General features: G+C 64.7%; 19 protein-coding genes. 3 read left to right on the forward strand and 16 right to left on the reverse strand.

Annotated features, from left to right (window positions below):
* Window positions 1–47: 47 nt before the first annotated feature.
* The 3 genes from FAZ95_RS11505 to FAZ95_RS11515 form a co-directional block, all read right to left on the reverse strand.
* Window positions 48–977: an ABC transporter permease gene (locus tag FAZ95_RS11505; RefSeq protein ID WP_137332568.1), complete on the reverse strand. Its 930-nt coding sequence runs from the start codon at window positions 975–977 to the stop codon at window positions 48–50.
* A gap of 86 nt (window positions 978–1,063) precedes the next feature.
* Window positions 1,064–2,167, reverse strand: a complete 1,104-nt coding sequence (locus FAZ95_RS11510; RefSeq protein WP_137332569.1) for an ABC transporter permease — start codon at window positions 2,165–2,167, stop codon at window positions 1,064–1,066.
* 87 nt (window positions 2,168–2,254) lie between these two features.
* A complete protein-coding gene (locus FAZ95_RS11515; RefSeq protein ID WP_137332570.1) occupies window positions 2,255–3,856 on the reverse strand; it encodes an ABC transporter ATP-binding protein in 1,602 nt (533 codons plus the stop codon).
* A 348-nt stretch (window positions 3,857–4,204) separates the two neighbouring features.
* Here FAZ95_RS11515 and FAZ95_RS11520 point away from each other — a divergent pair, with 348 nt between their 5' ends.
* On the forward strand, window positions 4,205–5,137 hold the full coding sequence (locus FAZ95_RS11520) for a LysR substrate-binding domain-containing protein (protein ID WP_137332571.1): 933 nt from the start codon (window positions 4,205–4,207) through the stop codon (window positions 5,135–5,137).
* 87 nt (window positions 5,138–5,224) lie between these two features.
* Here FAZ95_RS11520 and FAZ95_RS11525 read toward each other — a convergent pair whose 3' ends face one another.
* Window positions 5,225–6,661: an 8-oxoguanine deaminase gene (locus FAZ95_RS11525; RefSeq protein ID WP_137332572.1), complete on the reverse strand. Its 1,437-nt coding sequence runs from the start codon at window positions 6,659–6,661 to the stop codon at window positions 5,225–5,227.
* A gap of 543 nt (window positions 6,662–7,204) precedes the next feature.
* Between FAZ95_RS11525 and uraH the strand changes: the two genes are divergently transcribed.
* Together uraH and FAZ95_RS11535 are read left to right on the forward strand one after the other, a co-directional pair.
* On the forward strand, window positions 7,205–7,558 hold the full coding sequence (gene uraH / locus FAZ95_RS11530) for a hydroxyisourate hydrolase (RefSeq protein ID WP_137332573.1): 354 nt from the start codon (window positions 7,205–7,207) through the stop codon (window positions 7,556–7,558).
* A gap of 41 nt (window positions 7,559–7,599) precedes the next feature.
* Window positions 7,600–8,790 (forward strand): urate hydroxylase PuuD, encoded by a 1,191-nt coding sequence (locus tag FAZ95_RS11535; RefSeq protein ID WP_137332574.1) that lies wholly within the window; start codon window positions 7,600–7,602, stop codon window positions 8,788–8,790.
* Window positions 8,791–9,189: 399 nt separating this feature from the next.
* Here the strand turns inward: FAZ95_RS11535 and FAZ95_RS11545 are convergent, their stop codons facing one another.
* The 12 genes from FAZ95_RS11545 to boxA form a co-directional block, all read right to left on the reverse strand.
* Window positions 9,190–9,702: an ureidoglycolate lyase gene (locus FAZ95_RS11545; protein ID WP_137332576.1), complete on the reverse strand. Its 513-nt coding sequence runs from the start codon at window positions 9,700–9,702 to the stop codon at window positions 9,190–9,192.
* 11 nt (window positions 9,703–9,713) lie between these two features.
* Window positions 9,714–10,724: an allantoicase gene (alc, locus tag FAZ95_RS11550; RefSeq protein WP_137332577.1), complete on the reverse strand. Its 1,011-nt coding sequence runs from the start codon at window positions 10,722–10,724 to the stop codon at window positions 9,714–9,716.
* Window positions 10,725–10,859: 135 nt separating this feature from the next.
* Window positions 10,860–11,381 carry a 2-oxo-4-hydroxy-4-carboxy-5-ureidoimidazoline decarboxylase gene (gene uraD / locus FAZ95_RS11555; RefSeq protein WP_137332578.1) on the reverse strand — a complete coding sequence of 174 codons (522 nt, stop codon included), beginning with the start codon at window positions 11,379–11,381 and terminating at the stop codon, window positions 10,860–10,862.
* Window positions 11,378–12,331: an allantoinase PuuE gene (puuE, locus tag FAZ95_RS11560; RefSeq protein ID WP_137332579.1), complete on the reverse strand. Its 954-nt coding sequence runs from the start codon at window positions 12,329–12,331 to the stop codon at window positions 11,378–11,380. The genes uraD and puuE overlap by 4 nt, the downstream gene beginning before the upstream one ends.
* Before the next feature lie 197 nt (window positions 12,332–12,528).
* On the reverse strand, window positions 12,529–13,383 hold the full coding sequence (locus FAZ95_RS11565; RefSeq protein ID WP_254699674.1) for an aspartate/glutamate racemase family protein: 855 nt from the start codon (window positions 13,381–13,383) through the stop codon (window positions 12,529–12,531).
* A 24-nt stretch (window positions 13,384–13,407) separates the two neighbouring features.
* Window positions 13,408–14,904, reverse strand: coding sequence for an NCS1 family nucleobase:cation symporter-1 (locus tag FAZ95_RS11570; RefSeq protein ID WP_137332580.1), 1,497 nt, complete (start codon window positions 14,902–14,904; stop codon window positions 13,408–13,410).
* Between the two features lie 216 nt (window positions 14,905–15,120).
* A complete protein-coding gene (locus FAZ95_RS11575) occupies window positions 15,121–15,846 on the reverse strand; it encodes a GntR family transcriptional regulator (RefSeq protein ID WP_137334518.1) in 726 nt (241 codons plus the stop codon).
* A gap of 308 nt (window positions 15,847–16,154) precedes the next feature.
* On the reverse strand, window positions 16,155–17,081 hold the full coding sequence (ldcA, locus tag FAZ95_RS11580; protein WP_137332581.1) for a muramoyltetrapeptide carboxypeptidase: 927 nt from the start codon (window positions 17,079–17,081) through the stop codon (window positions 16,155–16,157).
* Between the two features lie 37 nt (window positions 17,082–17,118).
* Window positions 17,119–17,676, reverse strand: coding sequence for a tRNA adenosine(34) deaminase TadA (gene tadA, locus FAZ95_RS11585; protein WP_137332582.1), 558 nt, complete (start codon window positions 17,674–17,676; stop codon window positions 17,119–17,121).
* Window positions 17,673–18,074 (reverse strand): DnaJ family domain-containing protein, encoded by a 402-nt coding sequence (locus FAZ95_RS11590; protein ID WP_137332583.1) that lies wholly within the window; start codon window positions 18,072–18,074, stop codon window positions 17,673–17,675. The genes tadA and FAZ95_RS11590 overlap by 4 nt, the downstream gene beginning before the upstream one ends.
* A 215-nt stretch (window positions 18,075–18,289) precedes the next feature.
* Window positions 18,290–18,541 carry a hypothetical protein gene (locus FAZ95_RS11595; RefSeq protein ID WP_137332584.1) on the reverse strand — a complete coding sequence of 84 codons (252 nt, stop codon included), beginning with the start codon at window positions 18,539–18,541 and terminating at the stop codon, window positions 18,290–18,292.
* 152 nt (window positions 18,542–18,693) lie between these two features.
* Window positions 18,694–19,932, reverse strand: coding sequence for a benzoyl-CoA 2,3-epoxidase subunit BoxA (gene boxA / locus FAZ95_RS11600; RefSeq protein WP_137332585.1), 1,239 nt, complete (start codon window positions 19,930–19,932; stop codon window positions 18,694–18,696).
* Window position 19,933 lies beyond the last annotated feature (1 nt).

Below are 19,933 nucleotides of genomic sequence, written 5' to 3' on the forward strand. Positions count from 1 at the left end.
AGTACGAAAGGGTTGGGAAACTCAGCGATGCAAGCCGCGTCTCGCGCTCAGCTCGTCGCAAAGAACGGCTTGCCGAGCGACGCTGGCGCATTCAGCTTGATCGTGTTCGGATTGCGCGAAATCACGGCGAGCACGACGACGGTCGCGAGGTACGGCAGCATCGCGAGAAACTGCGTCGGCACCGGCACGCCGATCGCTTGCGCGTAGAACTGCAGGCCCATCACCGCGCCGAACAGGAGCGAGCCGATCAAGAGGCGCCCGGGCCGCCACGTCGAGAACACGACCAGCGCGAGCGCGATCCAGCCGTAGCCCGCCGTCAACTGCTCCTGCCACAGATGCAGGTAGACGATCGAGTAATAGCCGCCCGCGAGACCCGCCATGCCGCCGCCGAACAGCACCGCGCCGTAGCGCACGCCGATCACGGGAAAGCCGACCGAATGCGCGACCTGCGGCGACTCGCCGACGCTGCGCAAGACGAGCCCGGCACGCGTGCGATAGAGGAACCAGCCCACCACGCCGAACATCGCGAACGCGAGATAGCCGAGCGGCGTCAGGCTGAAGAACGCGGGCCCGAGCACGGGAATCTGCGAAAGCCCCGGAATCGGCCAGACATCGATCGTCGCGCGCACCGCCGCCGACGTATAAGGCTTGCCGACGTAGGCCGACAAGCCAATGCCGAAGATCGTCAGCGACAGGCCCGTGGCCACTTGATTGGCGAGCATCGTGAGCGTGAGAAAGGCGAACAGGAGCGCCATCGCGACGCCCGCCGCGATGGCCGCGACGACGCCGAGCCACGGGCTGCCCGTGATGGCGGTGACCGCATAGCCGCTGACGGCGCCCATCAGCATCATCCCTTCGACGCCGAGGTTGAGCACACCCGATTTCTCGGTGACGAGCTCGCCGACACCGGCGAGCATCAACGGAATCGCGGCGATGACGGCGGTCGAGGCGAGCGTGCTGGCTTGTTGAATGTCCATGTTGGAAATCGGGTTCTTTCTGGATCGTATCGGTGGCTGTGAACGGCGCTGGCTGCAGGCGCTGGCTTTGAATTGCGCGCGTTGCGTCAGTGGGCTGCAGCCGTCGTTCTGCGGCGCACCCGGTAGTTGACGAACAGGTCCGCGCCGAGCAGGCAAAACAGCAAGAGGCCCTGGAACACGCCGCTCAATGCTTGCGGCAATTGCAGCGAGGTCTGCACCGATTCGCCGCCGAGATACAGGAGCGCCATCAAAAGGCTCGCAAGCACGATGCCGACCGGATGCAGCCGCCCGACAAACACGACGATGATCGCCGTGAAGCCGTAGCCCGGCGACCACGTCGCCTGCAACTGGCCGATGGGGCCCGCGATCTCGCCCATTCCCGCGAGACCCGCGAAGCCGCCGCTGATGAGCAGCGACGTCCAGATCGTCTTCTTGTCCGAGAAGCCCGCGTAGCGCGCGGCGAGCGGCGCGAGACCGCCCACGTTCATCCGGTAGCCGGCGAAGCTCTTCCGAATGAAGATCCACACGAGCGGGATCGCAATCAACGTAAGGAAGATCGACGCGTTCAGACGCGTGCCGCGCAAGACATGCCAATGCCAGTCGCCGCCGAACGTCGGGTAGAGCGCATCGCCCGAAAACATTTCGGAGAGCGGAAAGTTCATCCCTTGCGGATCGCGCCACGGGCCGCTCACGAGGTAGATCAGGAGCTGCGTCGCGACGTAGGTGAGCATCAGGCTCGTCAGGATTTCGCTCGTGTTGAAGCGGCTTTTGAGGAAGGCGGGAATCGCCGCCCACACCATGCCGCCGACAATGCCCGCCAGCATCATCAGCGCGAGAATCCACCAGCCCGTCGATTGATCGAAGTAAATGGCGACGCCGCTCGCCGCGATGCCGCCGAGCAGCATCTGCCCTTCGGCGCCGATGTTCCAGACGTTCGCGCGGTAGCCGATCGCGAGGCCCAGCCCGATCAGGCACAGCGGCGACGCCTTGAGCAGCAGTTCGGACCAGCCGTTCACGTTCGACAGCGGATCGACGAAGAACGCACGCATCGCAGCGGCCGGGTCTTTGCCGACGAGGCCGAAGATCAGAAAGCCGATCACCAGCGTGAGGAGCGCGGCGATCAGCGGCACCGCGAGCTGCATTTTGCGGGACGGCGTGGTGCGCGCTTCGAGTTGATAGGGGAAGTGCATGGTTCGGTCTAGGTAGCGTGTCGTGATCTCTGTGGTGGCGCGTCGGCATTTGCCGCCGCGCATCTGCGTGATGTGTAGCGACAAACGCTACACATGCGCCGGCTCTTCCGCCGGCGGCGGCATGGCCCCGCCCTTGCCGTCGAACAGACCTGCCATCCAGAGCCCGATTTCCTCGGCGTTCGTCTCGCCGGTCTTGCGCGACGGCGACAGGCGGCCGCGCGCGAGCACGGCAATGCGGTCGCAGATATCGAACAGCTCGTCGAGCTCTTCGGAAATCACGAGCACCGCGACGCCGCGCGCCGACAAGTCGAGCAGTTGCTGCCGAATGAACGCCGACGCACCCACGTCGACACCCCAGGTCGGCTGCGCGACAACGAGCACCTTCGGCGCCTGCAGCATCTCGCGCCCGACGATGAACTTCTGCAAGTTGCCGCCCGAGAGCGACTGCGCGAGCGCATCCGGGCCGCCGCAGCGCACGTCGAATGCCTGAATGCAGCGCTCGGCAAAGCCGCGCATCGCCTTCGCGCTGATCCATCCGGAGCGCACCATCTGCTGGCGGTGTCCGGTGAGCAACGCGTTCTCGGCCAGCGACATCGCGGGCACCGCGCCGCGCCCCAGGCGCTCTTCCGGCACGAACGCGAAGCCGAGCTTGCGCCGGCCGCCCGCGCCGAGCTTGCCGGCGGGCTTGCCGCAGATCGTCACCGCATCGGCCTTCGCCCCGCCGTGTTGCTCGCCCGAAAGCGCCGCGAGCAATTCCGCCTGCCCGTTGCCCGACACGCCCGCGATCCCGAAGATCTCGCCCGCGTGGACATCGAACGAGACGTTGTCGAGCGAGGTGCCGAACGGATCGTCACTTGCGACCGACAACTGCTTCACGCTCAGCAGCACATCGCCCGGCTGGTGCGGACGGCGCGTGTAGTCGGGCAGCGAGTGCCCGACCATCAACTGCGCGAGCGACGCATGCGTCTCGTTGCGCGGCTTCACATTGCCGGTCACGCGGCCGCCGCGCATCACGGTGGCCGTGTCGCACAGCTCCTGAATCTCGTCGAGCTTGTGGCTGATATAGAGAATGCTGCAGCCTTCGGCCGCGAGCCGCCTGAGCGTTTCGAAGAGCGTCCTCACGGCTTGCGGCGTGAGCACCGAAGTGGGCTCGTCCATGATCAGGAGGCGCGGGTTCTGCAGCAGGCAGCGCACGATCTCGACGCGCTGCCGCTCGCCGACCGTCAGGCTATGCACGTGGCGCTGCGGATCGATATCGAGCCCGTACTCCGCCGACACCTCCTTGATGCGCTTGCCAAGCGCCTTCATGTCGAACTTCTCGTCGAGCGCGAGCGCGATGTTCTCGCCGACGGTCAGCGTCTCGAACAGCGAGAAGTGCTGGAACACCATGCCGATGCCGAGCTTGCGCGCGGCGGCCGGATTCGCGATGTCGACGGCCCGCCCTTCCCAGCGGATCTCGCCGGCATCGGGCCGCACCGCGCCATAGATGATCTTCATCAGCGTACTCTTGCCCGCGCCGTTCTCGCCGAGCACGGCGTGGATCTCGCCCGGCGCGACGACGAGGTTCACGTTGTCGTTGGCGCGCACGGCCGGGTATTGCTTGCTGATGCCCGCGAGCGCGAGGCGCGGCGCCGCGAACGTGCCGCCTGCGCCTATCGAATGGCCGTCGAAAGTGGAAGAGTCGCCCATGTGATTCAGTCGTTTAGCCTCAAAACCAACTTGATGAATTCAACGTTGCTACGTCGAAGCGAAATACTTTTGAATCTGAAATGAAATGCATTAGTAAGAAATAGCCAATATCGACTCGAATATCCCGCCGCGCTCCGTGATGCGTGGTCATCTGCCCCAATCGCCGGGTGACGATACCCAAATCGGGCCATAGCGTCGAGCCATCAAAATTCGCCGGGGACACGGCGCAAAGCCCCGCCACGCCGTGCTTTGGGGGTATCCCACTCTTGACGCAACTTTATGCGCATATTAAAAGCGATATACCCCTGCCCCAGTTCGATCAGCCAATACATATAAACCGGAGAAATCATGAGTCAGCAACGCGAGGCGATCGACACTTATTTATTGCGCGTCTTGCACACCCTTTTGATGGAACGCAGCGTGACGCGCGCGGCTGTCAAGCTCAATCAGTCGCAACCCGCAATCAGCGCGGCGCTGCGGCGTCTGCGCGACATCACCGGCGATCCGCTCCTCGTGCGCGGCAAGTCCGGCATGGTGCCGACCGAATACGGCCTGCGTCTGCTCGAGCCCGTGCAGAACGCGCTGCGCGAAATCGAGCGCATCAAGTTCCAGCAACACAACTTCGATCCGGCAACGTCGATCCGCTGCTATCGGATCGGCTGCCCCGACTACCTCAACGTGCTGTTCGTGCCGACGGTCGTCGAACGTTTCCGCCAAGCCGCGCCGAATGCGACGCTCGAATTCCATTCGCTCGGGCCCGCGTTCGACTACGAGCTCGCGCTCGAGGACGGCAAGCTCGACATCGTCGTCGGCAACTGGCCCGAGCCGCCCGAGCAACTGCATTTGTCGAACCTGTTCGTCGACCAGATCGTGTGCCTCATGAGCAACACGCATCCGTTCGCGAAGCGCGGCAGCCTCACGCTCGACCAATACCTGAACGCCCCGCACCTCGCGCCGACGCCCTACTCGGTCGGCCAGCGCGGCGCGATCGACGTGCATCTCGCGCGCGAGCGGCTCAAGCGCCATGTGGTCGTGACGCTGCCGTATTTCAATTTGGCACCGTACGTGCTCGTCAAATCCGATCTGATCTTCACGACCACCCGCCTCTTTGCCGACCATTACGCGAAGTTCCTTCCGTTGACGGTGGTCCCGGCGCCGCTCGATTTTCCGCCGATGCAGTACTACCAGCTGTGGCACGAGCGCTGCCACTACTCCGACGAAGTGCGGTGGCTGCGCAGTCTCGTCGCCGATGCGACCAAGACGCTGATCGATCGCCCCTGACGCGAGCCGCGGCCGGCCGCTCGCGTTCGACGCCGGCGGCTTCCATGGGCCGCCGGCGTCGAAGCGTCCGATGCGTCCGAACTGTCCTTAACGCGCCGCTTCGAACAAGTCCTTCGCCAAGCGGTTGTGCCGCTCGATGACCGGCCCCAATTCGACCGTCGCGAGCTGCCCTTCCCGCACCACCACCTTCCCGCCGATCACGCTGTACGCCACCTGCGACGGCGCACAGAACACGAGCGCCGCGACCGGATCGTGCAACGCGCCCGCAAAGAGCGCCTGGCGCAGGTCGAACGCGACGAAATCGGCCGCCATGCCCGGCGCGAGCGCGCCGACGTCATCGCGATTGAGCACCTTGGCGCCGCCGAGCGTCGCGATTTCGAGCGCCTCGCGCGCCGTCATCGCATCGGGGCCGAAGCCGACACGCTGCAACAGCAGCGCCTGCCGCACTTCCGCGACCATCTGCGCGCCGTCGTTGGACGCCGAGCCGTCGACGCCCAGCCCCACCGGCACCCCCGCCAAACGCATCTTGCGAATCGGCGCGATGCCCGACGCGAGCCGCATGTTCGAGCACGGGCAATGCGCGACGCCCGTGCCGGTGCGCGCGAAGAGCGCGATGCCGGGCTCGTCGAGCTGCACGCAGTGTGCGTGCCAGACGTCGTGCCCGACCCAGCCCAGATCCTCGGCATATTCGGCGGGCGTCATGCCGAACATCTCACGGCTGTAGGCGATATCGTTGACGTTCTCGGCCAGGTGCGTATGCAGCGACACGCCGTACTGCCGCGCGAGCACGGCCGAATCGCGCATCAGATCGCGGCTCACCGAAAACGGCGAGCACGGCGCCACCACGACGCGCAGCATCGCGTAGCGCCCTTCGTCGTGATACGTCTCGATCAGGCGCTGCGTGTCCTTCAAAATGTCGGCCTCGCGCTCCACGACCGAATCGGGCGGCAAGCCGCCATCCTTCTGTCCGACGCTCATGCTGCCGCGGCTCGCGTGAAAGCGCATGCCGATGCGTCGTGCCGCCGCGATGCTGTCGTCGAGCCGGCTGCCGTTCGGGTAGATGTACAGATGATCGCTCGACGTCGTGCAGCCCGAGAGCATCAGCTCGGCCATCGCCGTGAGCGTCGAGACTTCGATCATCTCGGGCGTCAGGTTCGCCCAGACCCGGTACAGGTTGGTCAGCCAGCCGAAGAGCTCGGCGTCCTGCGCGGCGGGGATCGCGCGCGTCAGGCTTTGGTACATGTGGTGGTGCGTGTTGACGAGCCCGGGAATCACCAGATGCCCGCGCAAATCCAGCACTTCGTCGGCCGTCTGCGGCAGCTCGGCCGTGGGGCCGACCGCGACGATCCGGTTGTCCTCGATATACAGACCCGCGTCGCGCAATTCGCGGCGCGCGCCATCCATCGTCACGAGCACGTCGGCGTGCTTGACGAGCATCGTCTTGCCACGGTTCGTTCCGCGCGTCTGTCCGGAAGCGCCGCCGTTCTCAACGGCTGTCGCGCCGGTTTGCTGCTCCATCGTCATTCGTGTCTCCGCTTCAAAGGTGCCTGTCTAGGCGGTAAGCAAAGCCGTCCGAACGCGATTGGCGAGAGCACGCCGCCGGTGCCCACGCGTTCGTCTCGTTCGAACGCACTGGCCCGGTTACCCAGCGTGCTGCGCCGTCTTCGGGATGCGCTGCCCTGCTGCGCATGTCGCTACGATCCGAAGCCAAAATAGCGATGACAATGCGCGCCGGTGCGATACCCGCCTTCACATCCCCAATATATTCATCGAATTTTGGTGTGGATAGGATCGGAAAAAACCGGCAACCGGCGGGTTTACCATGCCTCCGAAGCGCTCGGGCGCCTTGCCCACCAAGGCTTTCGACACCCTGTCATGCGCGGCCTATTATCTTTCTTATCGGTCACGCACAGGCTGCCGCAAATTCCTACAATGGCCCCCACGGCGCTCGCTTCAATTCGCCGACGGGTATGTAGCCACAGCTGACGTGGAGCCTCGATCCGCCGCACATCGTCATTGGATCGAGACGCCGCCGAAACCTCGCATTCATCACAAGGAAAATTGCGAATGGGCAAGCTGACTACCCACGTGCTCGACACCTCGCATGGCCGCCCCGGCGCGGGCATCAAGGTCGAACTCTTTGCGCTTGACGGCGACGCGCGCCGTGCGCTCAAAACCACCACCACCAACGACGACGGCCGTTGCGACGCGCCCCTGCTCGAAGGCGCTGCGCTCGTCCCCGGCGAATACGAACTCGTATTCCACGCCGGCGCCTACTTTGCCGCTGCGGGCGTGAACGTGCCCGAACCGCGCTTTGTCGACCGCGTCGTGCTGCGCTTCGGCATCGCCGACGCCAACGCCCACTATCACGTGCCGCTCCTCGTTTCCCCGTGGGCGTACAGCACGTACCGCGGCAGCTGAACTTGAGCGCAGATAACAAATCAGGAGTTTGGAGGCATTAAATGGAAGGCTTTATCACTGACGGGCTGAATCTCGTCCTTCGCTGGCTGCACGTCGTCGCCGCGATCGCGTGGATCGGCGAATCGTTCTACTTCGTCGCGCTCGACAACAGTCTCAAACCGCCGACCGATGCGAACCTGCGCAAGCGCGGCGTGTTCGGCGAGCTGTGGCACGTCCATGGCGGCGGTTTCTACAACATGCAGAAGTACACGGTCGCGCCGCCCGAGATGCCGGAAGACCTGCACTGGTCGAAGTGGCCTTCGTACACGACGTGGATGTCGGGCTTCGCCCTCTTCACCGTGCTGTACCTCTTCTCGCCGGAAACCTACCTCATCGACAAGAACGTGCTCGACATGGGCCCGGTCGTCGCGATCTTCTCGGCGCTCGGCTTCCTGATGGGCGGCTGGATCGTCTACGACTCGCTGTGCCGCCTGCTGGTCGGCAAGGACAAGATCCTCGGCATCTGCGTCGCCACCTATGTCCTGATCGCCATCTGGCTCGCGTGCCATATCTTCGCGGGCCGCGCGGCTTACCTGATCGTCGGCGCGATGATGGCGACGATCATGTCGGCGAACGTGTTCTTCGTGATCATCCCCGGCCAGCGCAAGATGGTCGACAAGATGCTGAAGGGCGAAGAGCCGAACCCGATCTACGGCAAACGCGGCAAGCAGCGCTCGGTGCACAACACCTATTTCACGCTGCCCGTGGTGTTCGCGATGCTGTCGAACCACTACGCGATGACGTACACGCATCCGTTCAACTGGGCGATCCTCGCGATCATCATGGCAGCCGGCGCGATGATCCGTCAGTTCTTCGTGATGCGTCACCGCGGCCAGGTGCTCTGGTACCTGCCGGCGGGCGGCGTCGTGCTGATGGCCGCTGCGCTCGTCTGGATGATGCCGCGCCCGATCGCGCCCGAAGCGCAGGCCGCGAACGCGCCGACCGTCAAGGTCGCCGACATCCAGCCCGTGCTGCAACAGCGCTGCGTGGCCTGCCACTCGGCACACCCGACGCTGATGGGCGCAGCTCCGGCCGGCGTGCTGCTCGATACGCCTGACGAGATTTCGAAGAATGCGCAGCGCATCTATCAGCAAGCCGTGACGCTGAAGGCGATGCCGCTCGGCAACGTCACGCACATGACCGACGATGAGCGCATGAAGATCGCCGCGTGGTTCCAGGAGGGCGCGAAGTAAGCGCGATGTGATGTGCGGAGGGAGCGGCATTCCCTCCGCTGTTGCTGATGTTCTGTCTGCAAGGCCCGCTTTCATAGCGGGCCTTTTCGTTTGGCGTGCGCCATTGCGCTCCGTGCGCGTCGCGTCTTGCTCGCCTCGCAGCGCACTCATGCCGCCGGGTCTACTCCTTTCGAACGACTCCCGATGAGCGGCCGGCCGGTCGTCGCCAACGACGTGACGGTGAAGCTCATCGCGCAAATGCGCCGCACTGCGTGTCCGCTCGATGCCAGGACGATACAGAACCGGCGACGCAATAAAAAACGCCCGCAGTATGTCGCGGGCGTCAATCAAACTGCTTTAGAAGGCAAGCCGTCTGCCTCTTCATGCTTCACACGCGAGCTATCCGCCCGCTAACGAGCTTCAAGCCGTCACCGCACTCAGCGCATCTTCGGTCAGCCAAAGCGACTCGGCCAAATCCTGCTCGTTCAGGTTGAGCCCCTCGCCACCGCGATCGACGACGATGAAATCGCTCACGTCGCCAAGCGCGATCAGCGGATGGTGCCAGACACCCTTCGCGTAGTTCACGCCCTGCCAGCCGCTCGTCACGAACGCGCGGATCTTGGCCGGATCGAGTTCGCCCGCAGGCGCGACGACGACGAGATACGGCTTGTCGTTCAGCGGCACAAAGGCTTGGCTGCCAAGCGGATGGCGCTCGAGCATCTTGATTTCGAACGGCAGCGTGCGCGGCTGCCCGCGAAACAGGTTCACGAGCGTGCGGCCGCCCTCGTCGGTGACATCCACTTTCGCGAGATCGTGATAGCGGATCGTCGTGCCGAGATTGATCGGAATCTGCTTCGCGCCTTCGAGTTCGACGACGTCGCCGAAGGGCGCGAACGCCTCGCGCGTGAGCGGTTCGATTGCGAGCGATTTCATAAACACCTCAGTCAGTCCAACGTGCCCCACAGACGCAGGCGCGAAACGCCGCCGTCCGGGATGATGTTCAGGCGCACGTGCGTGACCGGGCCGAGCGCCGCGACTTCGCCTTCGAAGTAGTGCTGCTTGTCCATCTGCAGCTTCTGTTCCCCAAGCAGCACCGGCCAGAACATCGCCTGCGTGATGAGCGAGCTGTCGGTGCCGCCCTGCACGTAAGCTGCCTGGATCGAGCAGCGGTCCGGATAGTTGCCCTTGAAGTGCGCGGTGTCGACTTCGATCTTCTTGATGGTGCCCGGTTGCGCGAGCGCGATGATCGCCCAGTCGTTGCCCGGCTCGCGGCGGCGCCGCGTTTCCCAGCCGTCGCCCATGTTCACGCCGCGGCCCGGCATCAGGATGTTCGACGCCACGCCGAAGTGCTGGTTGTTCGCGGCGACGACGTACGCGCCGTTTTCCATCGCGGCCAGATCGAACTGCTCGCTGCGGCTCGCACCCGCCCAGTCGACTTGGGGCTGGCCGTAGACGCGCAGACGTGCGATGCCGCCGTCCGGGTAGATGTTCACGCGCAGATGCGTGTAGGCGCCCGTGTCGGTCACGTCCACGTAGTGGTGGCTGTTGCCTTGGAGCGTCGTCGACGAAACGATCTCGACCCATTGCGTCGACGCGTTCGGTGCGCCGTCCACCACACGCGCCGCCTCGACCGAAGCCGCCGGCGGGAAGTTGCCGGTGAAGTGGCTCGTGTCGATGTCGAGACCCTTGATGACGCCCGGACGCGCGAGCTTCACGATGCACCAGTCATAGCCGGTCGTGCGCTTGCGGCGCGTTTCCCAGCCGTCCATCCACTTGCCGTGATCGTCGTACTTGCCGGGAATGAACACGGCCGGCTCGGGGTTCAGCATGCGGTCTTTCGGCGCGAAGAAATCGTCGCTTGCTTCGAGCGCCTGCGCCCCGAGACGCGGGTCCGCCAGGTTCACATAGCGGCGAGTGAAGTCGGGAGCGTTGGGGTCGAGAGTCGGGAGAGCCATTGTTGTCGTCCTTCCAGTCTGTTTATGCTTGAGAAAACACCCGCGTGGAGCGGGTCCTGCGAAGCCGGCGCGGGGATCGCCGCGCGACGAGGTCCGCGCGGCAATCCAAGCGTCGCTAATCGTCCTGAAGCGTCTTTAAGCCCCGGCCAGATCGTCGAGCCGGAAACGCGCAATGCGGTAAATCTGGTCCAGGCTCGCGCGCATTTCGTCGGCGCGGCTGTTGTTCACGCGCGATTCGAAGTTGGCGATGATCCCGTGACGGTCATAGCCGCGCACCGCGAGAATGAACGGAAAGCCGAACTTCTCGCGGTACGCGCGGTTCAGGCTCTGCAGCTTGTCGAACTCTTCCTGCGTGCATTGCGAGAGGCCGGCGCCGCTCTGCTCGCGCGTCGACTCCTCAGTCAGCTCGCCACGCACCGCAGCCTTGCCCGCCAGTTCCGGGTGAGCGTTGATGAGCGCGAGCTGCTTGTCTTCGCCCGCCGCTTCGACGATGCCCGCCATGGTCTTGTGCAGCGCGTCGATGCTCGCGTACGGGCGCTTGCCCGCCGCTTCGACCGCCACCCACGGCGAGTGCTCGAAGATGCCCGAGAGCGCCGCCGTAAAGGCGTCGGCCGACATCGTGTTCAATTGTTCCAACGTGTATCGCATCGCTTTCATGCGGCGGCCCCGCCGTTCGTCTGGGATTGATAGGGATGATGTTCGCGCCAATGCTTGGCGATGTCGACACGCCGCGTGACCCACACGCGGTCGTGCTTTTCGATGTGATCGAGGAAGCGCTGCAGCGCGCGGAAGCGGCCCGGACGGCCGAGCAGCCGGCAGTGCATGCCGATCGACAGCATCTTCGGCGCTTCGTCGCCCTCTTCGTAGAGCACGTCGAACGCGTCGCGCAGGTACGTGAAAAAGTGGTCCGCCGTGTTGAAGCCTTGCGGCGAAGCGAAGCGCATGTCGTTGGTGTCGAGCGTGTACGGCACGATCAGTTGCGGCTTGTTCTCGCCGCCCGTCACTTCGACGTCCATCCAGAACGGCAGATCGTCGCCGTAGTAGTCGGAGTCGTAGAGGAAGCCGCCGTATTCCGCGACGAGGCGATGCGTGTTGGGGCTGTCGCGCCCGGTGTACCAGCCGAGCGGCCGCACGCCGCTCACGCGCTCGATCGCCTCCATGCCGACGCGCATCAGTTCCGCTTCACGCTCCGGCGACATGTCCTGGTAGTGAATCCAGCGGTGCCCGTGGCACGCGATCTCGTGACCCAGCTCGACGAACGCGCGGGAGAGCTCGGGATGACGCTCCATGGCCATGCCGACGCCGAACACCGTCAGCGGCAGCTTGCGCTTTTCGAACTCGCGCAGAATGCGCCAGACACCCGCGCGCGAACCGTACTCGTAGATCGACTCCATACTCATGTGCCGCGCCGGATAAGCCGCGGCGCCGACGATTTCGGAGAGGAATTGCTCGGACGCCGGATCGCCGTGCAGCACGCAGTTTTCGCCGCCCTCTTCGTAATTGAGCACGAATTGGACGGCCACGCGGGCGCGGCCGGGCCAATTGGCCTGCACCGGATGACGGCCATAGCCGATCAGGTCGCGGGGATAGTTGGGATCGAGTGGCATGGTTCGAAAAACCTTAGTGCGGGCTTAGTGCGGGAATACGCACGGGACGGGAGACGCGCGGGAATCCAGGGCCGTGAAACCGGGCTTGTGCGCCTCGAAAATGTGCGGAAATCCAGTCACTTTCGAGGCGCACCAGGATGGAGGCAGTGTAGCGAAAAGGTCCGGGTGCGCCCATACACCCGGACGGATAGTGCGGGTCAGACGGAGTGTATGTGCGGTGCAGCAACGGCCTTATCCGCTGGGCCCGAGGCCGGGTTTTCCCCAGCTTTTGCCACCACTGCGGCCCGGACGGAGACCGCCATCGGCCGAGCGATCGCAGGCACCGGACTGAAGCGCTCGAACGCGCCGTCGTAGCGCTTCGGCAGCGGCCGGGCATAGTCGCCGCGCTTCGCCGTGAAGAGCTTCAGCGCGACGAGCGCCTCGACCCACTTGACCGCCGCCGTCACGCCCTCCACGACCGGCGCGCCGATGGCGTCCTCGATTTCCGCGCACAGCTCCGCCATGCCGGCGCAGCCGAGCACGATCGCATCCGAGCCGTCCTCGTCGAGCGCGCGACGGCATTCATCGGTAATGATCCGGCGCGCGGACGAGCCCGGACGGTCGAGGTCGAGCACGGCCACGTCGGTTGCGCGAACGTTGCGGCAAAACCGCTCCATCCCATAGCGCTCGGCAAGATGCCAGGCCATGCCGCAGGTGCGGGCAAGCGTCGTCACGACCGAAAAGCCCGGCGCCAGCACGCTCGCCGCGTGCATCGCCGCCTCGGCGATACCGATCACGGGCCCGTGCGCCAGCTCGCGCGCCGCGTACAGACCCGGATCGCCGAAGCACGCGATCACGTAGCCGTCGAAGCCCTCGCGTTCGCCCGCGCTGATTTCGGCCAACAGGCCGGGCGTGGCGAGCGCCTCGTCGTAATAGCCTTCGATCGACGGCGGCCCCATCGTCGGGCTGACCGCCACGACTTCGGTGCCGCTCGCCGCGACGCTCGCGGCGCAGCGCCCCATCGCTTCGGTCATCCGTTGAGTGGTATTGGGATTGATCAGTTTGATTCGCATGTCCGTTCTCTGCTTGACTATGAATTACTTCGCGCGCACGAGGAGCCGATAGACGACACCGCCGACCAGCACGCCGACGAACCACGAGTAGTTCGCCGCCTCCTGCAATGCCGGGATCAACACGCAGGCCATGGCGATCACCGCGGCAGGCAAGAGCGCCAACACCGCGCGATAGTTGACGCCGTTGCGATACCAGTACGCGCCCTTCTCCGAGACCGAATAGAGATCGTCGAGCACGACCTTCTGGCGCTTGACCAAGTAGAAGTCGACGATCAACACCCCGTAGAGCGGCCCGATAAAGCAACCGAGCACGTCGAGCGTGTAATGGATCACGGCCGGGTTGTTGAACAGGTTCCACGGCGTGATGAAGATCGACGCGACCGCCGCCAGCATCCCGCCCGCACGCCAGCTGATGAAACGCGGCGCGACGTTGGAGAAGTCGAACGCGGGCGACACGAAATTCGCGACAATGTTGATGCCGATCGTGGCGATCGTGAAGGTCAGCGCGCCGAGGATCACCGCGGTCGGATAGTCGATACGGCCGACGGTTTCAACCGGATCGGTAATCAGTTCTCCGAACACAGGCAGCGTCGCCGCCGTCGTGACGACGGTCACGAGCGAGAACATGAGGAAGTTCACCGGCAGGCCCCAGAAGTTGCCGCGCTTCACGCTGCGGAAGCTCTTGCAGTAGCGCGAGAAGTCACCGAAGTTCAGCATCGGGCCCGAGAAGTACGAGACGACGAGCGAGATCGCCGTGATCATCACCGGCACGACTTCGAGACCGTGATACTTCACGCCGCCGAGGTTCAGGCCGATGTTGCGCCAGCCCGCGCGCCAGATCATGTAGCCGGCCAGAATGAACATCACGACATAGACGGCGGGGCCGGCAAAGTCGATGAACTTCTTGATCGTCTCCATCCCGTTCCAGAACACGAACGCCTGCAGCACCCACAGCAGCATGAAGCCGGCCCAGCCGAGCGTCGACAGGCCCGCGAAGCCGTGGTGGTGCAAGTCCGCATAGGGCAGCAGCTGCGGGAAGAACTTGAGCACGACGATCACGAGCGCGCTCGAGGCCAGATACGTTTGGATTCCGTACCAGGCCACCGCGATCAGGCCGCGAATCACGGCGGGTACGTTCGCGCCGAGCACGCCGAACGTCGCCCGGCACGCGACCGGATACGGCACGCCGTTCAGCTGGCTCGGCTTCGCGATCAGGTTGCAGAACACGTTGACGATGCCGATGCCGACCAGCAGCGCCACGAGCACCTGCCAGCTCGTCAGGCCCAGCGCGAAGAGACTCCCCGCGAACACATAACCGCCGACGCTGTGCACATCCGACATCCAGAACGCGAAGATGTTGTAAGCGCCCCAGCTTTGATGCCGCAGCGGCGCGAGGTCTTCGTTGTAGAGACGCTCGCTGTAGCCTGCCGGCAGATGCGCGCCGCCGTGGGCGTCGCCTGCCTCGCTCGCGCCGAACGCCGGCATCGCGGGACCCTCTTGGGTTGCACTGAACTGAGCCATGACCTCTCCTTGATGAGTGTCGATCGATTGACATTCGAAAGTCGATTCGTCCGACGCCATACCGTAGCCGTCTATCAGGACCACTAACGGCAGCATCGTCAACGCCGCGGTTGTCTCCGTACTTACGTACTTGTGTTTTTCGCTTCGACGCAGGCCGCGGGCCTCACCGAAGCGTTGAAAAAGCGCCGAACCGGGGGTGGTCCCGCGCAAGGTCCTTCATTTACCGCTCGATTCCGAGCCCCCAAGCGTTCCGAAGACTTCTCGCAGATCGGCCGCGCCTTGTGCCGGGCGGTCGAGCATCTTCAATTCGACGCTTTGCAGATGGCTCGACATCAACGCCGCAGCTTGCTTCGCATCGCCCGCCTCGATCGCCGCGAGGATCGCCTCATGGTCCTCGAACGAACACGGGCTGCGCCCTAGCGACTCGTACAGCGCCGAAATCAGTGTCGAGCGCGCGACCAACCCGTCCAAGCAATCGCACAGCACGGTGTTGCCGGTCAGCGCGGCGAGCTCGGTGTGGAATTCGCCCGAAAGCCGGATCCACGCCGGGAAATCGCGGCTTTCGAACGCCTTGCGCTCGCGCCCGATCATGCCGCCGATCGTCTTCAAGCGCCGCGCACCGTGGGCGTGCCCCGCGCAAACCCGCTCGACCACCGCCAGCTCGATGATCCGGCGCATCTCGAACACCTCGTGCACCTCCTGAAGCGACGGGCTGGCCACGAAGGCGCCGCGATTCGGCTCCAGGTCGACCAGGTGATCGGTCGCCAATTGGGCGAGCGCCTGGCGGATCGGCCCGCGCTTCACACCGAAGACTTCGCATAACTGCGCTTCGGTCAGCTTCGCGCCGGGCGCAAGGCGGTGCTCGAGGATCGCGGCGCGAATGCGCTCGGCGATCGCCTCGGGTTTCAATCCACCGGACTCGGCAAGTTTCGTGTCGGACATCATGTACGTCTCGCTATGGGTTGTATCCTAGTTTGGACATTAAAATTGTCAACAATTTTTATCACGATTTTCGACAATCCACCGTGTGACAGGCTTATAGGGGATGTGCCAAGCAGGCTGAGGTGCTCTAAAGGCGTACTTAAAAGCTAAACCGCCGCCGCCGCTCGTTATTTTGTCAACAATTTAGCCCATTTGATAGGGCTCGATCGGTGTCATGGACGGTGGATTGGCAGACAGTTAGTTGCGTGGTGAGAGTAATAAAAAAGGCGGGAAAACTTCCCGCCTTTTCGACCCGCCCTGCTTTCGGCCTAGCTCAGATGCGGGTAGTCGGAAGCCGTCAGCCTGAAGCCGTGCGGGTTCGCGACCAGACGCGCCTTCGCGCCGACCGGAACCGTCACCATGTTGTCGATATGGCCGAACGGCAGCCCGGTGATCACCGGAATGCCGATCACCGAGCGGATCTGCTCGATCATCGCTTGCAGGTCGTAGCCGTTGTCGTAGTCGAACGCCTGCCCGCCCGAGAAATCGCCCAGCACGAGCGCCTGCTGGTCCGCCAGGATGCCGGCCAGGTGCAGTTGATAGATGAGGCGCTCGATCCGGAACGGCTGCTCGTTCACGTCTTCGAGAAACAGGATGCCGCCCTGCACCGGCGGCATATACGGCGTGCCGACCAGCGCCGCGATCGTCGCCAGATTGCCGCCCCAGAGCGTGCCGGTCACGTCGACCGATTGCGTCTGCGGGACGTCGACCACGAGCGTGAAGGAAGGCTTCGTCACCGTGCTCCAGAAGTGATGCATCGTATAGGCGCTCAGCTCCGGCGCGCCGAAATTGGTGGCGAACATCGGGCCGCCAAAGGTCGTCACCCCCGAGCGCGCGAGCAGCGCGAATTGGATCGCCGTGAAATCGCTGTGTCCGACCAGCACGACCGGCTGGTCGCGCAGCCGCCGCTGCAGCCCTTCGTAATCGAGCCCGTGCAGGATGCGAACTGCGCCGTAGCCGCCGCGCACGGCGAGCACCACGTCCGGCAGCGGCTGGGCGGCGTCGGCTAGGCGGTTCAGCTCGGCCGCGCGTTCGCCGTCGGTGCCGCCGAAGCGCTGATACCGGCGCCGAGTGGCCTCCAGACCTTTGACCTTATGCCCTTGCGCGTGCAATCGGGCGAGCCCGCGCTCGACAGTGGCCAGGTCCTGCGGATACCCGGAAGGCGCGATCAGTTCGATGGTGCGGTGAGCAGTCATGGCCGTGTGCCGACGAGACGAAACGATATCGAGGAGTTTAGACGGGCTCGGTCGGGCCGTGTGTGCGGGCGGCCTCTGCCTCTGCCACGCGTGCAGCCCGAATCGCGCGGCGCCGGTCCGCGAAGAACGACTTGAGCGCCTGGCCGCACTCGTCCTCCAGTACGCCGCCCGTCACGGATGTGTGGTGATTGAGTTGAAGATTCGCAAAGGCGTCGACGACGCTGCCGCACGCGCCCGTCTTCGGATCATAGGCGCCGAACACCACGCGGGCGATACGCGCGTGCATGATCGCGCCGGCGCACATCAGGCAAGGCTCGAGCGTCACGTAGAGTTCGCAGCCGGGCAACCGGTAGTTCGCGAGCGCCTGGGCGGCCGCGCGCAGCGCGACCATTTCGGCGTGCGCCGAGGGATCGTGCCCGCCGATCGGATGATTGAAGCCGGTCGCAATCACCTCGTCACCGCGCACGAGCACGGCGCCGACCGGCACCTCGCCCGCGGCGCGCGCCTTTTCGGCGGCGGCTTGCGCGAGCGCCATGAAGCGGCGGTCGCGCTCGGATATCTCGGTGGGATTGGGTGCGCCCTCGTTCGGGCTCACGGCTGCTCCACGACCGCGCCGACCTCGGCGCGCGCGCGTTCGCACAGGCGTTGCGCGATACGCTCGCAATACTCGCGCGGCGCGAGCATCGGAGCGCCGCGCAGCGATTCGAGCGCCATGTCGAGTGCGAGCATCTTCGCCTTCAGCGCGCAGCGCGTCGCCGGGTCGCTGACGGAGTTCAGCGCGGTCTGGAGATCGCGCAGCGAGCGTAGCTGTTCCACCGCGGGCGGCACGAAGCCCGCGTTCTTCAAGATCCGGTTCGCGACGCGCACTTCCTCCGGGACGAGCAAGTCGTCATCCAGTTCCTGCGGCGCGCCGGCGCCCGGCAAACCGTCGAACTCGCCCCGCGCGGCCGCGGCGGCAATACGCTGTTCGACTAACGCATCAAGCAATTTCATCTGCGATCCACTACATTGCGGCCCCCGCATTCTAGCAGGCGCCCTGATCGCCTCCGGCAACCATCCTGGGAATAAGCGGAATGCACGGAGACTCCGTGACTCAATAAGTGATCGAACAGATGATTCGAATGACGATGATCGGTATCGTGCTGACCGTCGCGACACCAGCCAGCGGAGGCGCCGCGACGATGCTCGCCTCCGCACCCCGCGCCGCCTTACTTGCCGAGTTTCACCCGCAACTCGCGCGCCGTCTCCAGCAATCCCTCATAGCCCGAGCGCGAATGCGCGGGAAGATCGGGGTCGCCGACGAGCGCCCCGAGCGTTTCGATCAAGCTGTACAACAGCCCTTTCGCCGCGCCTTTGGCGATGCTGCCCGATGAAATCAATTCGTCGACGTGGCTGACCGCGGCGTCGAGATGTTCGAGCCGCTCTTGGCCTTCAGCCGGCTTTTCCGATGGGTCCGACATAGTATTTTCCTCGCGTTTTCGAGGGCGCCCCCGCGGACGCCGCTTCTTTCTTTTTCTTATATACCTGCGGCGGACGCACGTCCACCGCACGCCGCACCCGTGCGCTTTAGCCGTTGATCTCCATCAATCGCGAGTCACCGCCGCCGGACTCTTCAATACGTCTCGAGGTGCAGCCGCCCTTCGCGCTTGAGCCGCGACCACAGCGCTTCCCAGTCGAGCCCGCTCGCGCCGGCGATCTCCTGCAACGCCTGCAGCACGCCGTCCTCCATGCCCTTCAAGCCGCACACGTAGACGTAGGCGTTGTCGTCCTTCAAAAGCTGCGCGACGTCGCCCGCGCGCTCGCGCATCGCGTCCTGCACGTAGCGCTTCGGCACCCCGGCCGTGCGCGAGAACGCGAGGTTCGTGTCGATGAAATCCTTCGGCAGATTCGTGAGCGGCCCGAAGTACGGCAGCTCCTCTTTCGTGCGCGCGCCGAAAAACAGCATCAGCTTGCCAGTCGCGCCCTTGAGGCGCCGGCGCCGCCGGTACTCGGTCATCGCGCGCATCGGCGCCGAGCCGGTGCCGGTGCAGATCATCAGCAGGTGCGAATTCGGATGATTCGGCATCAGGAACGTCGTGCCGAACGGTCCGATCACGGTGACGGTGTCGCCTTTCTTCAGGTCGCAGAGGTAGTTCGAGCAGACGCCGTCGGTCGGATCGCCGCCGTGATCGTGCGTCACGCGCTTCACGGTCAGCGAGACGTTGTTGTAGCGCGGACGCTCGCCGTCGCGAGGGCTCGCGATCGAATACTGGCGCGCGTGGTGCGGCTTGCCGTCGGCACTCGCGCCGGGCGGCAGGATGCCGATCGACTGCCCCTCCAGCACCGGAAACGGCATCGCGCCGAAATCGAGCACGATGTGATGGATGTCGCTCTCGACCGATTCGTCCGTGAGCCGGTAGTTGCCGACCACGGTCGCCGTGGTCGGCGCCTTGTGCGTGTAGAGGTTCACGTAAGGCTTCGCCGCCGACCACGGCGGCACCGACGCGCCGCGCACCATATCGGAGGCGACGAGGTCGTTGTCCGCTTCGAGAGCGGCGGCGGCATCGCCCGGTGGCTCGGGCACCGCTGCCGCCGTCGTGTTCTGCGCGGGCAGTTCGTCCCATGTGAATTGCTCGTCGGTGCCGTACGCCTCTGCCTTCATCACGTGGCGCCAGTTATCGATCGCGCCGGTCGGGCAAGGTCCGATGCAGGCCATGCAGCCATTGCAGACGTCCGCCTTCACGACGTAGTTGCGATCGTCGTGCGTGATCGCATCGATCGGGCACGTCTCTTCACACGTATTGCAGCGGATGCAGATCTCGGGATCGATCAGATGCTGCTTGATGATCTCGATGGGTTCTGGGGCGTTCATG

Origin of the sequence: Trinickia violacea, from assembly GCF_005280735.1 — a bacterium.
Classification (GTDB): domain Bacteria; phylum Pseudomonadota; class Gammaproteobacteria; order Burkholderiales; family Burkholderiaceae; genus Trinickia_A; species Trinickia_A violacea.

Bases quoted from the DNA above. Each gene is read 5' to 3' on its own strand.
- FAZ95_RS11505 (WP_137332568.1), bottom strand. From the start codon at position 977: ATGGACATTCAACAAGCCAGCACGCTCGCCTCGACCGCCGTCATCGCC.
- FAZ95_RS11510 (WP_137332569.1), bottom strand. From the start codon at position 2,167: ATGCACTTCCCCTATCAACTCGAAGCGCGCACCACGCCGTCCCGCAAA.
- FAZ95_RS11515 (WP_137332570.1), bottom strand. From the start codon at position 3,856: ATGGGCGACTCTTCCACTTTCGACGGCCATTCGATAGGCGCAGGCGGC.
- FAZ95_RS11520 (WP_137332571.1), top strand. From the start codon at position 4,205: ATGAGTCAGCAACGCGAGGCGATCGACACTTATTTATTGCGCGTCTTG.
- FAZ95_RS11525 (WP_137332572.1), bottom strand. From the start codon at position 6,661: ATGACGATGGAGCAGCAAACCGGCGCGACAGCCGTTGAGAACGGCGGC.
- uraH (WP_137332573.1), top strand. From the start codon at position 7,205: ATGGGCAAGCTGACTACCCACGTGCTCGACACCTCGCATGGCCGCCCC.
- FAZ95_RS11535 (WP_137332574.1), top strand. From the start codon at position 7,600: ATGGAAGGCTTTATCACTGACGGGCTGAATCTCGTCCTTCGCTGGCTG.
- FAZ95_RS11545 (WP_137332576.1), bottom strand. From the start codon at position 9,702: ATGAAATCGCTCGCAATCGAACCGCTCACGCGCGAGGCGTTCGCGCCC.
- alc (WP_137332577.1), bottom strand. From the start codon at position 10,724: ATGGCTCTCCCGACTCTCGACCCCAACGCTCCCGACTTCACTCGCCGC.
- uraD (WP_137332578.1), bottom strand. From the start codon at position 11,381: ATGAAAGCGATGCGATACACGTTGGAACAATTGAACACGATGTCGGCC.
- puuE (WP_137332579.1), bottom strand. From the start codon at position 12,331: ATGCCACTCGATCCCAACTATCCCCGCGACCTGATCGGCTATGGCCGT.
- FAZ95_RS11565 (WP_254699674.1), bottom strand. From the start codon at position 13,383: ATGCGAATCAAACTGATCAATCCCAATACCACTCAACGGATGACCGAA.
- FAZ95_RS11570 (WP_137332580.1), bottom strand. From the start codon at position 14,904: ATGGCTCAGTTCAGTGCAACCCAAGAGGGTCCCGCGATGCCGGCGTTC.
- FAZ95_RS11575 (WP_137334518.1), bottom strand. From the start codon at position 15,846: ATGTCCGACACGAAACTTGCCGAGTCCGGTGGATTGAAACCCGAGGCG.
- ldcA (WP_137332581.1), bottom strand. From the start codon at position 17,081: ATGACTGCTCACCGCACCATCGAACTGATCGCGCCTTCCGGGTATCCG.
- FAZ95_RS11590 (WP_137332583.1), bottom strand. From the start codon at position 18,074: ATGAAATTGCTTGATGCGTTAGTCGAACAGCGTATTGCCGCCGCGGCC.
- FAZ95_RS11595 (WP_137332584.1), bottom strand. From the start codon at position 18,541: ATGTCGGACCCATCGGAAAAGCCGGCTGAAGGCCAAGAGCGGCTCGAA.
- boxA (WP_137332585.1), bottom strand. From the start codon at position 19,932: ATGAACGCCCCAGAACCCATCGAGATCATCAAGCAGCATCTGATCGAT.